Source organism: Klebsiella pneumoniae (genome assembly GCF_000742135.1).
Taxonomy (GTDB): domain Bacteria; phylum Pseudomonadota; class Gammaproteobacteria; order Enterobacterales; family Enterobacteriaceae; genus Klebsiella; species Klebsiella pneumoniae.
Genome location: NZ_KN046818.1, coordinates 4933064 through 4947794, shown reverse-complemented (window position 1 = coordinate 4947794; position 14731 = coordinate 4933064). Strand labels below are relative to the sequence as shown.

Below are 14731 nucleotides of genomic sequence, written 5' to 3'. Positions count from 1 at the left end.
CGATGTTGATTTGGTCGCGTAAAGGCCGCGCGGCGGCGGGCGCGCTGGCGGTGACGCTTTTTGCCGGCGTTTTCCTGCTGCCGCTGGCGGTGATTTTACTCTCCAGCCTGAGTAAACAATGGAACGGCCTGCTGCCCACCGGCTTTACCTTTGCCCACTTTGTTAACGCCTTTCGCGGCGCGGCGTGGGATTCGCTGTTTTCGAGCCTGATGGTGGGCTTCTGCGCCAGCCTGCTGGCGCTGCTGTGCGGGATGTGGGCGGCGCTGGCGCTGCGCCAGTATGGCGCGACGCTACAGAAATATCTTGGCCTGGCGTTTTATCTGCCCAGCGCTATCCCCTCGGTTTCCGTCGGACTGGGCATTCTGGTGGCGTTTAGCCAGGGGCCGCTGCAGATGAACGGCACCTTCTTTATCGTTCTGGCGGCGCACTTCGTGCTGATCTCCGCCTTTACCTTCAGCAACGTAACGACCGGGCTGGCGCGTATTTCCGCTGATATTGAAAACGTCGCCTCCAGCCTGGGCGCTTCGCCGTGGTATCGCCTGCGCCATGTGACGCTGCCGCTGATGACGCCGTGGATGATCTCGGCGCTGGCGCTGAGCCTGTCGTTGTCGATGGGAGAGCTAGGGGCGACGGTGATGATCTATCCGCCGGGCTGGACGACGCTGCCGGTGACCATTTTCAGCCTCACCGATCGCGGCAATATCGCCGATGGCTCGGCGCTGACCATTGTGCTGGTGGGCGTCACGCTGCTGTTGATGATGAAGCTTGAGCGCATCGCCCGCCGATTAAGCCAGAGATAAAGAATTGATGACGCCACGCAGGTACGGCGCCCGACCGCCCGGCGGCGCTGCGCTTGCCGGTCCTGGGGGGGGGAGCCCGCAGGAAGGAACGTAGGCCGGATAAGGCATTGATGCCGCCATCCGGCATAAATGGATCGCACCCGTTGTAGCCCGGCTAAGCGTAGCGCCAGCCGGGAACGCTCCTTCGGCAACGCTATCGCATCAGAACCACGCCTCAAACATCCCGCCGACGTTCAGCGAATCCAGCTGCTGGTCCTGGGTGCCGTTCACCTTCGCGGTATGCTCATTGTCCACCTGGCCGCCGGTGACGTAGAAGCGCAGCATCGGACGGAACTCCGGCCCCATGCCGATGGCGATGTTCTGCGACAGCGTCAGCTTCCAGCCGTGGTTATCCCCGCCCTGGTCGTAATCCACGCGCTGGTAGCCCGCTTCCAGCCAGGTGGAGTGCACGTCGTTCCAGAAGTACATCGGCCGGACGATGGCGCCGTAGTTTTTGCGGTTGTCGGTATTATCTTTGCCGTTGTCGTAGTCATGGAAAGCCAGCAGGTATTCGATCTGCGCCTGCTGGGTGAACTTATGGCTGCCCTCGAAGCTGGCGTAGACCGTGGTCAGGTCGTCGGTTTTGTTGTAGACGCTGTTATCCGAGTTGTCGGAGTAGCGCAGGATCACCTTGTTTACCCCGCTGTCGTTGGTGTGGCTCAGCACCAGGCCGCCCTGCCAGGCTTCGAGACGCGCGTCGCTGTCCACCGCCTTCGAATCAAAGCCGTAGTTGGCGTACACCTCGACGTCGATCGGCCCGGCCTTGATGTTGTGGGTTTTGGTGGTCAGCGCGTAGTGGCCGTTGTCGCCGGTGTCGGAGCTGCCGGTACAGGTGATGCGCGACGGGTTGGTCTCGTCGGCCATCACTTCCGGACTACAGGATTTCACCTGCGAGACCGCCGCCACGTCGAACTGCACGCCGCCGATATCAAAGTTCTTCACCCCGGCGCCCTGGCCGTCGTGGTTCATCCAGAAGTAGTCGTTGATCCCCTGTTGCGGACGCTGGTGGAAGTCGCGGCCGGCCCAGATATAGGCGTTGGGGTTGGATTCCAGCACGTTGGTGACGCCGACGTAGGCCTTCTTCAGGTTAACTTCGTCGCTCCAGTGGTCGAACATCACGTTAAGATCCCAGATAGCCCCCTGCGCGCTTTTGAAGGCCTTGCTGATCTGGAATTCGCCGCCGTTGCTTTCGTTGCCCAGACGGCCGATCGCCGAGGCGCCGTTATAGGAGCCGTCGACGCCGACATATTTCTGGTCGCCGGTCTGGAAGTGGGCGCCATAGCGGGCGTAGCCGCTGAACTTGAGGCCGAACGGAATGGCCATATCCGGCGAGGCGGCGGTGGTTTCCGGGTTAGTAATCACGTCGACCTTTTTGTTGGCCGCGGCGTCGATTTTTGCCTGGCGGTCGGCCAGCGCTTTATCAACGGCTTTGGCGACGATGGCGTCGATCTGTTCCTGCGTAAATTCTTGCGCCATGACAGAAATTGGGCACAGCGCGGCGACCACTGCCATGGCTAAAGGCAGTTTTTTTACAGTATTCATGGTTATCTCGCTTTAATAATTAATATATTTCAGATAATAACCATCCCATTCTGGCTAGAATAAATAGCCAAAATAAGCTGATTTTTTTTAGGGTACAGCGACGCCGGAGAATAATATTCTCGCTAACGTTATTCCATATTAATTAACGCTGGTACAGATGGATTAATTCTTCTGAGAACTCGCGGGCCAGCAGCGAATTCATCAAATGATCCTGGGCATGTACCATAATCAGCGTCATGGGCTGACGCGCTTCACCGGCATCCTGCCCGATGAGCTGGGTTTGCATCTGATGCGCCCGGCGGGCGTAGCCGTCGGCCTCGTTTAAGAGTAAGCGCGCTTCGTCGATATTTCCGGTTCGGGCCGCATGCAGCGCTTCAAAACATAATGAGCGTGACTGTCCCGCATTAACGATAATTTCCATTACCGCATCTTCTAATTCAATCATGTGTATTCCTGAGGTATTTATTATTTAATAATGCAGTGAAAGTCCATTTTCTGCATTATTACGCTGTCATCTTATTATCTCTCCGGAAGGAGAGGGATTAGCTAACGGTTTCTGCTACCGGAACGCTATTTTTGGCTTTCTCAACTTCGGTTTTCATTAAGGAACGTTCATAAGCGCGCAGGAACGGCAGGTAAATGACCGCCGACATCACCATGCAGATGAGACACATCACCACCGGGCTCAGGGTCCAGTTAGCCGCCCACGACGCGCCAATTGGGGCCGGCGTAGTCCACGGCGTCAGCGACACCACCTGGCTCAGCCAGCCAAGACGCGTCGCGCCGTAAGCCAGCACCGCGTTGACCATCGGTACGCAGACGAAGGGGATAAACATCATCGGGTTCATGATGATCGGCGCTCCGAAGAGAATCGGCTCGTTGATATTAAAGAAGCTCGGCACGATGCCCATCTTGCCGATGGTGCGCAGATGGGTGGCCCGGCTACGCAGCAGCAGGAAGGCCAGCGGCAGGGTAGAACCGACGCCGCCAATCAGCAGATAGTGATCCCAGAAGCCCTGCAGGTAGACGTGCGGCAGTACCGTGCCAGCCGCCAGCGCCGCCTGGTTTGCCGACAGGTTGGCCATCCAGAACGGGTTCATAATGCCGGTAACAATCAGCGAGCCGTGGATACCGGCGAACCAGAAAATCTGGCACATCAGAACAGAGAGCAAAATCGCCGGCAGCGAGTCGGAGGCGGAAACCAGCGGCTCCAGCAGATGCATGATCGCCTGCGGCAGGATCATCCCGGTCTGCGCTTCGATAAACAGATTCAGCGGATGCAGAGTCGCAATAACCACCAGCACCGGGATCAGGATTTCAAACGAACGGGCGACGCCGGTGGGGACCTCTTTCGGCAGACGAATCGTAATGTTGTTTTGCTTCAGCCACGCGTAAACGCGGGTGGAGTAGATGGCGGTGATCAGCGCGGTGAAAATGCCCTGACCGGACAGATACTGAGTGGAAATTTTGCCATCGGCATAGGGCGCGGCGACCAGCAGGAAAGCCATAAACGCCAGCAGACCGGACATCACCGGATCGAGCTGAAACTGACGACCGAGGCTGGCGCCAATGCCGACCGAGATAAAGAAGGTCATCACGCCCATGCTGAGGTTAAACGGCAGCATCAGCTGTTCGCGGTAGTGCTGGGAGAAATCAAGCCAGCCGCGGGCAAAGCCGTTGGTGGTATCGGGTGAAAACGGCGGAAAGATAAATACCAGCATGAAAGAGCCGATGATCATAAACGGCAAGGCGGCAGTGAAGCCATCGCGGATAGCGATAACGTATTTCTGCTGCCCAAGGCGTCCTGCCAGCGGAGTAATAGATTGCTCGATCACGGCAATCATGGACTGATACAGAGAACTCATTTCAACACCTCTCAGTGCGCCGCTGGGATCAGCGACAGAGCATAATTCAGGACGTTGTCTCCCCGCTGCATACCGTAGTCCATCGTATCGATGGGCTGAACGGGAATGTTCAGGGAAGCCGCTTTGTCAGACAGGGTTTTCAACATGTATTTCACCTGGGGGCCAAGCAACACCACCTGATACTGCGGAAACTGCATGTCAAATTCGGAAACGCCATAGGCGTCAATCTGCACCGGCAGGTCACGTTCATTCGCCGCCTCAACCATCTTTCTGACCAGCAGACTGGTGGACATCCCGGCAGAGCAGCACAGCATAATCTTGTACATCGACGACCATCCTCAAAATGTAAAAAGTTATTGCGTGGGTGATTTGATATCAGACGGAAACCGGTTTCCATTCATAAAAAGCAGAACTGTGATAGTGGTCAAGATCTCCTGCTTATAGGGCGGATTTATTGGATTTCGCTCACATTATTCTGTCGATTTGGCGATGTTTTGCGCTGAAATGGAAAATCGGTTTCCAAACAAATGGCGAAATGGATATACTGCGCTGGTCACAATTGAAGCGATTCAGGTTTACAGGATTTTGGCGGGACGCGGCGCCCGCGCAGGGGAAAATGATGTCGACAATCAATGATGTTTCACGACTTGCCGGGGTTTCCAAAGCCACGGTGTCGCGAGTGTTGAGCGGCTCACGTGGCGTGAAGGAAGCCAGTCGTCAGGCGGTGCTGCAGGCGGCGGAAGCGCTCAATTACCGGCCAAACATGATAGCCCAGTCGTTGCTCAGCCAGTCCACCGGCTGCATCGGCGTCATCTGCGCCCAGGACAACATCAACCAAACCACCAGCTATCTCTACGCCCTGGAAAAACAGCTCAGCCAGCACCAGAAACACCTGCTGCTGCGCTTCGCCAACACCAGCCACGGCGTGATGAACTCTCTGGAGGAGTTGACCTGCGGGCTGTGCGATAACGTGCTGATCATCGGCGCGCGTTTTCCTCTGAATATTAACCGCCCGGACGTGGTGCTGGTGGACTGCCTCGATAGCGAAGGCGACAACAGTATTCAGTTCGATCATGCTTTCGCCGCCGAAACCGCCTGTCACTATCTGATTAGCCAGGGGAGACGGCAGATTGCGCTGATTCATCCGCAGAGCAGCGGCTTTGCCGACCAGGTGCTGCTGGGCTACAAGCACGCGCTGGAAAAAAACTTTTTGCCGTTTAATCGCAACCTGGTATTTCTGGATAACACCTCGCCGTCGGTGGCGGTGCAGGAGCTGGTCAATAACGCCACTACGCTGAACTTTAACGCGCTGCTGGTGAGCGATGAACAGCAGGCGCAGCGCGTGGTGCCGCAGCTGCAGGCGTTTAACCGCGCCGTTCCGCAAAATGTCATGGTGTTTAGCCTCGCCGGATCGTTACAGCTGCCCGGTATCCCGACTATCCCGGCGATTGAATATTCCATGGACGCGATGGCGTCGCGGATCGTCAACTGGCTGACCGAGAAAACGGACAACCCGGGCGGCAGCCCGCTGCGCGGCGATTTAATTATTCCGAAGCACTAAACGCTGCTCTTGCCCTGACCCGCCGCCGTTGGCTGCGGGTTTTTTGCTGGCTGGTTTTTGTCGTATCCCTCACATTATAAATAAAACTCATATCTGACGCCGGATTTTCGAACCGGACAGCCTGCGTGACCTGCCTTAAGTTGAGTACGAAAGTTCCACTCAAAAAACACTAACCAGAACATTCGTACCGCCTGCTTGAGGAAGTCACCCTATGAATCACACGAACGTTGTCGATGTGAAAGCGTGGATAGATACCCGCCCGGTCTCGCGCTTTCAATGGAACGTGCTGCTGCTCTGTTTCATCATCATTATGCTGGATGGGTATGACGCCGCGGTGATGGGCTTTGTCGCCCCGGCGCTCATCGAAGACTGGGGCATCAGCCGGGCCGAAATGGGGCCGATTCTTGGGGCGGCCATGTTCGGCGTCGCCATTGGCGCCCTGGTAGCGGGTCCGCTTTCTGACCGCTACGGCCGAAAGCGAATTTTACTCTGGTCGGTGGCGCTGTTTGCGCTGTTCAGCCTGGCCGGCGCCGTGGCGCAAAGCCCGACGCAGTTGGCGCTGATGCGTTTTCTCACCGGCCTTGGCCTTGGCGCCGTAATGCCCAACTGCGTCACGCTGGTGGCGGAATATATGCCGGAGCGGCGTAAAGGGGTGATGATCACCCTGATGTACAGCGGTTTTAACGTGGGTTCCGGCCTCGGCGGCTTTATCGCCGCCGGTTTGTTATCGCATTACAGCTGGCACTCGGCGCTGGTTTTTGGCGGCGTGCTGCCGCTCGTGGTGCTCCCCTTTATGATCGTGATGTTGCCAGAGTCGGCGATGAACATGGTGGCGCGCCGACTACCGGGCGAGCAGATCGCCAGGGCGCTTAACCGGCTTGGGGGCCAGTTTACGGCTGAAACCGTTTTCCAGCTGAATGCGCCGCCCATCACGCGGAGCAGCAAAGTGGCGCAGCTGTTCCGGCATGGCTATGCCCGCGGCACAATAGCGCTGTGGTTAACCTATTTTATGGGGCTGTTCGTGATTTACCTGCTGAACGGCTGGCTGCCAACCATTCTCCGCTCCGGCGGGCTGTCGCTGCAGCAGGCGGCGATGATGACCGGCTTGTTCCAGCTCGGCGGCCCGCTGGGCGGGATCCTTGTCGGTATGCTGATGGATCGCGCTTCGGCGAAAGCCGTGATTGCGGCAACCTATTTCCTCGGCTGTTTGTGCCTGTTGTCCCAGGGGGTGATGGATTTCGGTTCGGCGGCGCTGTCGGTGCTGATTTTTATCAGCGGGATGTGCATTAACGGCGCGCAGAACGGTCTGCAGGCCTATTCGCCCGCCTATTATCAAACCGAGATCCGCGCTACCGGCGTCAGCTGGATGCATGGTATCGGCCGTACCGGGGCTATCCTCAGCTCCACGCTGGGCGGGATGCTGATGCTGGCAGTGCCGGGACACTCGTCGATCTTTTTGGTGCTTGCGCTGCCGGCCTGTCTGGCGGGGATCTGTATTTTGTTGCACCGTATGAATCACGCTAAGCCTCGACTCACAGAGGCAGAACTTGACGCTTTGTCATCCCCCCTCGAACACCGATAAGTGGAGTTATCTGATGGCTAACATTCTCGGCGGTATCGCCGTCTCTCATACCCCGACTATCGGCTTCGCGGTCGATCATCATAAACAGCAGGATCCGGCGTGGGCGCCGATCTTCCAGAGCTTCGAACCGCTGCAGCGCTGGCTGGAGGAGAAAAAACCGGATGCGCTGGTGTACATCTTTAATGACCATGTGACCGCCTTTTTCTTCGATCACTATTCGACTTTTACGCTGGGAATCGATAGTCAATATGACGTTGCCGATGAGGGCGGCGGACCGCGCTGCCTGCCGCCGGTCCAGGGCAACGCGGCGCTCTCAAGGCACATTGGCGCCAGCCTGATGGCCGACGAGTTTGATATGTCGTTCTTTATGGATAAAAAGCTCGACCACGGCCTTTTCTCGCCGCTTTCGGCGCTGTTGCCCTGGGATGAAGCGCAGGGGTGGCCGACGGCGGTGATCCCGTTACAGATCGGCGTGCTGCAATTTCCGGTACCAAGCGCGCGCCGTTGTTACAAACTCGGCCAGGCGCTGCGCCGGGCGATTGAAAGCTTCCCGGAAGATATCAATGTGGCGATTGTCGCGACCGGCGGGCTCTCGCATCAGGTTCATGGCGAGCGCTGCGGATTTAATAATCCCGACTGGGATGCCCAGTTTGTTGATATGCTGGTTAATGACCCGGAAAAGCTTACCGAAATGACCCTTGGCGAATATGCCGAGCTGGGGGGGATGGAGGGGTCCGAAGTGATCATGTGGCTGGTGATGCGCGGCGCGCTATCAGCCAATGTCACCGAAACCTGGCGCGACTATTACCTGCCGTCGATGACCGGTATCGCCACGCTGATCCTTGAGAACAATGCGCGCCTGCCCCCCGTCGATACCCTGACGCGCCATCGCCAGCATATGGCGCAGCAGCTGGCCGGGGTGGAGAAACTGCCGGGAACCTATCCTTTTACCCACGAGCGCAGCCTGAATGGCTTGCGGCTTAACCGTTTCCTGCATCGGCTGATTGAGCCTGCCTGGCGCGAACGTTTTCTGCAGTCGCCTCAGTCGCTTTATGCCGAAGCCGGACTGAGTGAGGAGGAACAGCTGTTGCTCAACGCGCGCGACTGGCGGGGATTAATTCAATATGGCGCCAGCTTCTTCCTGCTGGAGAAAATGGGCGCGGTGGTCGGCGTATCCAACCTGCATATTTACGCCGCGATGCGCGGGCAGACGCTGGAGGCGTTTCAGCAAACGCGCAACCAGCAGGTAACCTATTCGGTGGCGGGTAAACGTTAAACGGCCCCGTCCTGAACCTGCTGATAAATAAAACGCAACAGCGCCTGCGTCGCCGGGGAGGGCAGGCTGCCGGCGCGAAACGTCAGCCCGATACGCCGGGTGGTATCGGGCAGGGGAACCGGCAACACGCTGAGCAGCCCATTGTCAGTTTCAAAACGCATCTGGCTGGCGGAGACCGCCGCCAGCATGTCGGAGCCCTGCAGCAATCCTCGCACCATCGCCGCATCCCCGGTCTCCACCGTCGGCTGGGGCAGCGGCAGCCCCAGGGTGACAAACGCCTTATCCAGCAAATTGCGCGCCGGCGCGTTGGCGCGCGGCAGCACCCATTGCGCTGTCGCCAGCTGGCTGCGCGGGTCCGGATGGCGAAGCAGCGGGTGGTTATTACGCAGTAAAATCAACATATCCTCTTCGAATAACGCTTCGCTACAGAGGTCCGGGAGATCTTCATCCTGGCGCAGGGCGCCGATAATAAAATCGATATTACCTGCCCGCATATCGGCGACCAGCGACTCATACGGGCTTTCATTGGTCATGAGGGTGATGCCCGGGTGCTGGGCCAGAAAGGCGGCGATGGCGGAGGGCAGTAGCCGGGTCCGGCTCAGCGGCAGGGCGCCAATGCGCACGGTGCCCTCCAGCACCCCGCGACGGGCAGCGAGATCGCTCCAGATGTTTTCCAGCTCGTTGAGCGCTCTGCTCACCGGGGGATAGAGTAGCTCCGCGGCAGGCGTGGGACGCACCCCCTCTGGCGTCCGGCGAAATAGCGCCGAATCCGCTCCTTTTTCCAGGACCTTCAGCGCGGCACTGACCGCCGGCTGAGTGATCCCCAACTGTTGCGCGACGGTTTGGGTATGGTTGACGTGATAGAGCTGAATAAAAATGGCTAAGCGGCGGGTATTGAACAGCCAGCCGGCGTCCGCCAGCGGGCCGCTGCTGCGGGTATGGTGCTTCTGCAGCAGCGCCGGGATGGCCTGTAGGTCGTCAATCGCCCGCCGGGCGCGCGGCAGGATGCACTTGCCATACTCGGTGGGCACCATGCCGCTGTAATGGCGTTCGAACAGCGTGACGTTCAACGCGGCTTCAAGATCGCGAATAGCCCGGGTTATCGCTGACTGCGTGCGGAATAAGTCATCGGCCGCGCGTGAGACGCTACCGCGCAGCGCGACCTGACAGAAAAAGCGCAGCTGCATGATATTTATAATTTTATCGTGCTTTCTCTTTAGCATTGTTCGTCAGGCCTGAAAAAGTGAGTGAGACGACAACATAAATAAAAATCATAGCCTTCGCAAGTTAACGAATTACCTCCCCACGACGGGACATGACAAGCTGAAAAAAACAACAGAGGAAGCTATCATGTCTCATCCGGTTAGCGAAAAAAGTGCCCTTGTCGTCAGCGCCCACTCGGCCGATTTCGTCTGGCGCGCGGGCGGTGCGATAGCGCTGCATGCCCTGCAGGGCTATCAGGTCCATGTGGTCTGTTTATCCTTTGGCGAGCGCGGCGAGTCCGCCAAACTGTGGCGTAAAGGCAACATGACCGAGGAGGCGGTGAAGCAGGTGCGTCGCGAAGAGGCGCAGGCCGCCGCCGCGATCCTGGGCGCCAGCGTCGAATTCTTTGATATCGGTGACTATCCGCTGCGCGCCGATAAAGAGACGCTATTTCGTCTGGCGGATGTGTATCGCCGTATCCAGCCCCACTTTGTCCTGACGCACTCCCTGCACGATCCCTATAACTACGATCATCCGCTGGCCTCCCATCTGGCGCAGGAAGCACGGATTATCGCCCAGGCAGAGGGCTATCGCCCCGGTGAGAAAATTGTCGCTGCTCCCCCGGTTTACTGTTTCGAACCGCACCAGCCGGAGCAGTGCAACTGGAAACCCGATGTGTTACTGGACATCACCGCCGTCTGGGAGAAAAAGTATCAGGCCATTCAGTGCATGCAGGGTCAGGAGCATCTGTGGGAATACTACACCCGCGTGGCGCTGCAGCGCGGGGTGCAGGCCAAGCGCAATATCGGCATCACGGCCGCGCGCGATATCGTTCACGGCGAAGCCTTCCAGAGCATCTTCCCCCGCGTAACGGAGAACCTGGCATGAACCTGATAAATAAAAAAGGCCTTGTGATCCGCCATCTGCCGCGTCATGACGAGGCGGTTTTGCGCCGCTGTGAGGCGGCCGGGGTGGCGACGCTCCATGAAGCCTGGGATCGTCAGGGGCTGATGGGGCCGGCAATCCGTCCGATTCAGCAGGGCGTCAGCCGGGCGGGCAACGCGGTAACCGTGCTGGTGACGCCTGGCGACAACTGGATGTTTCATGTGGCGGTCGAGCAGTGCCGCGCCGGCGATATTCTGGTGGTGGCCCCGACCTCGCCGTGCGGCGATGGCTTCTTCGGCGATCTACTGGCGACGTCTCTCCAATCGCGCGGCGTGGTCGGGCTGGTGGGCGATATCGGCATTCGTGATTCGCAAACGTTGCGGGAAATGGGATTCGCCGTCTGGTCCCGTCAGGTTTATGCCCAGGGGACGGTGAAAGAGAGCCTCGGTTCGGTTAACGTCCCGGTGATATGCGCAGGTCAGCTTGTACAGCCGGGCGATGTCGTAGTGGCCGACGACGATGGCGTCGTGGTGCTGCCTCACGCCCGGGTCCGTGATGTGCTCCATAAAGCGGAAGCCCGCATGAGCAATGAGCTTGCGAAGCGTGAGCGGATGCGCAATGGCGAGCTGGGGCTGGATATTTACGCTATGCGTCCGCGTCTGGCGGAAAAGGGCCTGCGGTATTACGACCGCGCAGACGAGGTGGAGGAATAAATGGCGCAACGCGGAATCCCCTGTCTATGGATGCGCGGCGGCACCTCTAAAGCGGCCTGTTTTCTGGCCGACGATCTGCCTGCCGATCCGGTGCGACGTGATGCGGTGCTGCTGGCGGTGATGGGCTCGCCTGATCCCCGGCAAATTGACGGGATCGGCGGCGCCGATCCGCTGACCAGCAAAGTGGCGATTATCCGCCGCTCCGCACGGCCTGACGCCGATGTGGACTATCTGTTTGCCCAGGTGAACGTGGCGGCGGCCACCGTGGATTACGGCCAAAACTGCGGCAATATTCTTGCCGCCGTTGGCCCTTTCGCCATCGAGCGTGGTCTGGTTCGCCACGATGCGCCGCTCACTCGGGTGCGTATTTATATGGAGAACACGGGGCAACTGGCGGTGGCAGAGATCCCCTGCGATGCCGACGGGGTCGACTACGCCGGCGAGAGTCGTATTGATGGCGTGCCGGGCAGCGCCAGCCCGATCCTGCTCCATTTTCTTGATGTGGCGGGCTCCAGCTGCGGGGCGCTGCTGCCGACCGGCCGGGTTCGTGACCGTTTTGACGGCGTCGAGGTGACCTGCATCGATAACGGAATGCCGGTGATCCTGCTGCGCGCGTGCGACCTCGGTTGCACCGGCTATGAGACGCGCGAACAGCTGGATAATGACGACGCGCTTAAACGTCGCCTGGAGTCGATTCGCCTGCAGGCCGGGCCGCTGATGCAGCTTGGCGACGTCAGCCAGCGCACGGTGCCCAAGATGACCCTGATCGCCGAGCCGCGACACGGCGGCGCCATCAGCAGCCGCACCTTTATCCCCCACCGCTGCCACGCGTCGATCGGCGTATTTGGCGCGGTGAGCGTGGCCAGCGCTTGTCTGCTCCCCGGCTCTGTCGCGCAGGGCCTGGCGCAGGTAGCGCCAGGCGATACGCCGCTGCTCAGCGTCGAGCATCCGACAGGCGAATTTAGCGTGACGCTTCAGCTTGATGCTGACGGCGCCCTGGCTGGCTGCGGCCTGTTACGCACGGCGCGACTGCTGTTTGCTGGCGAGGTTTTTATTCCGGCCCGCGTCTGGCCGCGTGAGGAGTGATGATGACAATCGCGTTTATTGGTTTTGGCGAGGCGGGTGGCATTCTGGCGGCGGATCTGGCCCGTGAGCATGCGGTGACCATTTGGGATTGCAAGCTCAATGGCCCGGAGCGAGAGGCGATGGGCAAAAAAGCCCGTGATTCGCGCGTTCAGGTGGGAAATTCGCTGGCGCAGGCGCTGGAGGGGGCCACGCTGGTTTTTTCTACTGTGACCGCCGGTGAGGCGCTAAAGGTGGCGCAGCAGGCGGCCGCGCTGCTGCAGCCGGGACAATATTTCCTCGATCTCAACTCCGTGGCGCCGGAGACGAAACGGCAGGCGGCTGAACATTTTCTGCCGGGCGCCTACATTGATGTCGCGGTGATGGCGCCGGTACCGCCGGCCCGATTGCAGACACCGTTATTGATCGGTGGGCCGCAGGCGGAGGCGATCGCGCCGCGTCTGCAGGGGCTGGGGCTGAATGCCCGCTATGGCGCCAGTACGGTGGGCCAGGTGTCGGCGATAAAAATGTGCCGTAGCGTGATGATCAAAGGTCTTGAAGCGCTTACCACAGAATGCCTGTTCGCGGCTCGTGAATACGGCGTTGAGGAGGAGGTGCTTAGCTCCTTGCATCATAGTTTTCCCTCTCTGGGCTGGACAGGCGCGTTCCCCGACTATCTGATCAGCCGGGTGGCGGAACATGGCATTCGGCGCAGCGAAGAGATGGAAGAGGTGGTGAAAACCCTGCGTGACGTGGGGAGCGCCGGGATAATGAGCGAGGCGATCGCGAAAAGCCAGCGCCAGCTGCCGGAGCAGATGGCCGCCCGTAGCCTGAGCTACAGGCAGCTTACGCCGTTTGACTGGAAAACGCTGGTCGCGAGCCTGAAATAACCGCTATTTGGCCGGACAGACGATTTTGTCGATTGCGGCCTGGTAGCTTTTCTGGTTATTGCGCTCCTTCGCCAGCGTTGCTTCGCGGACCGCGTTCTTGTTACCGTCGGTCGCCAGCACTTTATTGGCAAAATCGTTGTCGCTGAGGTGGCTTGCTGGCGCGCATTTTTCCTTCACCGCTTTGAGCACCTGCTGTTTTTGCTGCTCGAACTGCAGGCTTTGCAGCGGTGATTCGGCCCACACCGACGTGGCGCTCAGGGCGGTGACCAGGCATACCATCCAACATGCTTTCATCAGGCTTCTCCTTCCGTAATCGCTTCCGTCAACTATATGCGCAGGCGGGAAAACACGCAAATAGTGGTCAGTTTAACTTATTGAAAATGCGCTTTTTCTCGCCTGCTCAGGCGGCTCTCACCCGCCGCCGCGAGTCGATGGCGATCAGCACCACCGACGCGAGGATCAGCAGAGTGCCCAGCCAGTCCGGCAGCGTGAAGGTGATCCCCAGCAGCAGGAGCGACAGCAGGGCGCTGCTCAGCGGTTCGGCGCAGCTGAGGATCCCGGCCTTTGCGCCGCCAATCTTCTGCGCGCCGTTGAGATAGAGGCTGAAGGTCAGCGAAGTACCGATCACCACCAGGTAGAAAAAAGCTAACAGCAGGCTGCCGTTAACCACAAAATCGGTGCCCTGGCCGCCGTAAAACGGCAATAGCATCGCGCCGCCGAACAGCATGCTCCAGCCGACGATGGGCAGCGTCCCGTAGCGGGCAATCAGCGTTGAAGGATAGGTGGTATAAAAGGCGGCGGCAAACGCCGAGGCGATCCCCCAGAACAGCGCCGCCGGCGAAATCGACAGCGTCGTTGGGTTGCCGTGGGTCACCAGCAGAAAGGTGCCCGCCAGCGAGGTGCAGATAGCTCCCAGCACCAGCGGTGTGGGACGCGCTTTGCGGGCGAGGGCGAACCAGGCGACGATGATCGTCGGCGACAGAAACTGCAGCACCGTGGCCGTGGCGGCATTGGATTTTTCAATGGTCATCAGAAAGGTGAACTGCACGGTTAGCGCGCCAAACAGCGAGAAAAACAGCAGGCTTAGGGCGTCGCGGCGGTTTTGCAGCACGCGGAAAATGCGGTCGCCGTGAACAAAGCCGAGCATCAGCAGGATCAGCCCGGCGAACAGCAGACGCGTCATGGTCAGAAACGGCGACGACATCTGGCTTTCCTGCATAATAAATTGCGCACACACCCCGGAACTGCCCCACAGCACGGCGGCAATCAGTACGTTCAGCATCCCTTTTTTGCTGGAGCCCATCTTTTCCTCA

The 14731-nt window shown here is 59.1% G+C and carries 15 protein-coding genes; 8 read left to right on the top strand and 7 right to left on the bottom strand.

Annotation, left to right across the window (positions count from 1 at the left end; all coding sequences use genetic code 11):
* The first annotated feature begins 2 nt into the window (after window positions 1-2).
* Entirely contained in the window at window positions 3-800 is a 798-nt protein-coding gene (gene phnV, locus DR88_RS02620) for a 2-aminoethylphosphonate ABC transport system, membrane component PhnV (protein ID WP_004145044.1), read from the top strand.
* 201 nt (window positions 801-1001) lie between these two features.
* Here the strand turns inward: phnV and DR88_RS02625 are convergent, their stop codons facing one another.
* The 4 genes from DR88_RS02625 to DR88_RS02640 all read right to left on the bottom strand — a co-directional run bounded on the left by DR88_RS02625 (window position 1002) and on the right by DR88_RS02640 (window position 4572).
* Window positions 1002-2381, bottom strand: coding sequence for a carbohydrate porin (locus tag DR88_RS02625; protein ID WP_032422633.1), 1380 nt, complete (start codon window positions 2379-2381; stop codon window positions 1002-1004).
* 142 nt (window positions 2382-2523) lie between these two features.
* A complete protein-coding gene (locus tag DR88_RS02630) occupies window positions 2524-2826 on the bottom strand; it encodes a PTS lactose/cellobiose transporter subunit IIA (protein WP_002923158.1) in 303 nt (100 codons plus the stop codon).
* 97 nt (window positions 2827-2923) lie between these two features.
* Window positions 2924-4246, bottom strand: a complete 1323-nt coding sequence (locus DR88_RS02635; RefSeq protein WP_002923156.1) for a PTS cellobiose transporter subunit IIC — start codon at window positions 4244-4246, stop codon at window positions 2924-2926.
* Between the two features lie 11 nt (window positions 4247-4257).
* Window positions 4258-4572 carry a PTS sugar transporter subunit IIB gene (locus DR88_RS02640; RefSeq protein WP_004145041.1) on the bottom strand — a complete coding sequence of 105 codons (315 nt, stop codon included), beginning with the start codon at window positions 4570-4572 and terminating at the stop codon, window positions 4258-4260.
* Between the two features lie 293 nt (window positions 4573-4865).
* Between DR88_RS02640 and DR88_RS02645 the strand changes: the two genes are divergently transcribed.
* From DR88_RS02645 to DR88_RS02655, 3 genes are all read left to right on the top strand, one after another.
* The gene (locus DR88_RS02645; RefSeq protein ID WP_002923154.1) at window positions 4866-5807 is read left to right on the top strand and encodes a LacI family DNA-binding transcriptional regulator; all 942 of its coding nucleotides are present in this window, start codon (window positions 4866-4868) and stop codon (window positions 5805-5807) included.
* 211 nt (window positions 5808-6018) lie between these two features.
* Window positions 6019-7389 carry an MFS transporter gene (locus tag DR88_RS02650; RefSeq protein ID WP_002923153.1) on the top strand — a complete coding sequence of 457 codons (1371 nt, stop codon included), beginning with the start codon at window positions 6019-6021 and terminating at the stop codon, window positions 7387-7389.
* A gap of 13 nt (window positions 7390-7402) precedes the next feature.
* Entirely contained in the window at window positions 7403-8665 is a 1263-nt protein-coding gene (locus tag DR88_RS02655; RefSeq protein ID WP_004150251.1) for a gallate dioxygenase, read from the top strand.
* Here DR88_RS02655 and DR88_RS02660 read toward each other — a convergent pair.
* Complete coding sequence (locus DR88_RS02660) at window positions 8662-9888, bottom strand: LysR family transcriptional regulator (RefSeq protein WP_002923147.1); 1227 nt, start codon at window positions 9886-9888, stop codon at window positions 8662-8664. The genes DR88_RS02655 and DR88_RS02660 overlap by 4 nt on opposite strands.
* 127 nt (window positions 9889-10015) lie before the next feature.
* On the opposite strand from DR88_RS02660, the gene galB reads away from it, so the two are divergent.
* The 4 genes from galB to DR88_RS02680 are packed head-to-tail and all read left to right on the top strand — an operon-like array spanning window position 10016 to window position 13418.
* Window positions 10016-10756, top strand: a complete 741-nt coding sequence (gene galB, locus DR88_RS02665; protein WP_002923146.1) for a 4-oxalmesaconate hydratase — start codon at window positions 10016-10018, stop codon at window positions 10754-10756.
* Complete coding sequence (locus DR88_RS02670) at window positions 10753-11466, top strand: 4-carboxy-4-hydroxy-2-oxoadipate aldolase/oxaloacetate decarboxylase (RefSeq protein ID WP_002923144.1); 714 nt, start codon at window positions 10753-10755, stop codon at window positions 11464-11466. Before galB ends, DR88_RS02670 begins: the two co-directional genes overlap by 4 nt.
* The gene (locus tag DR88_RS02675; RefSeq protein ID WP_032433285.1) at window positions 11467-12552 is read left to right on the top strand and encodes a 4-oxalomesaconate tautomerase; all 1086 of its coding nucleotides are present in this window, start codon (window positions 11467-11469) and stop codon (window positions 12550-12552) included.
* Between the two features lie 2 nt (window positions 12553-12554).
* Window positions 12555-13418 (top strand): NAD(P)-dependent oxidoreductase, encoded by an 864-nt coding sequence (locus tag DR88_RS02680; protein WP_025862152.1) that lies wholly within the window; start codon window positions 12555-12557, stop codon window positions 13416-13418.
* Between the two features lie 3 nt (window positions 13419-13421).
* Here the strand turns inward: DR88_RS02680 and DR88_RS02685 are convergent, their stop codons facing one another.
* A complete protein-coding gene (locus DR88_RS02685; protein ID WP_023288085.1) occupies window positions 13422-13712 on the bottom strand; it encodes a YicS family protein in 291 nt (96 codons plus the stop codon).
* A gap of 106 nt (window positions 13713-13818) precedes the next feature.
* A complete protein-coding gene (locus DR88_RS02690) occupies window positions 13819-14721 on the bottom strand; it encodes a DMT family transporter (RefSeq protein WP_002923118.1) in 903 nt (300 codons plus the stop codon).
* Between the last annotated feature and the right edge of the window lie 10 nt (window positions 14722-14731).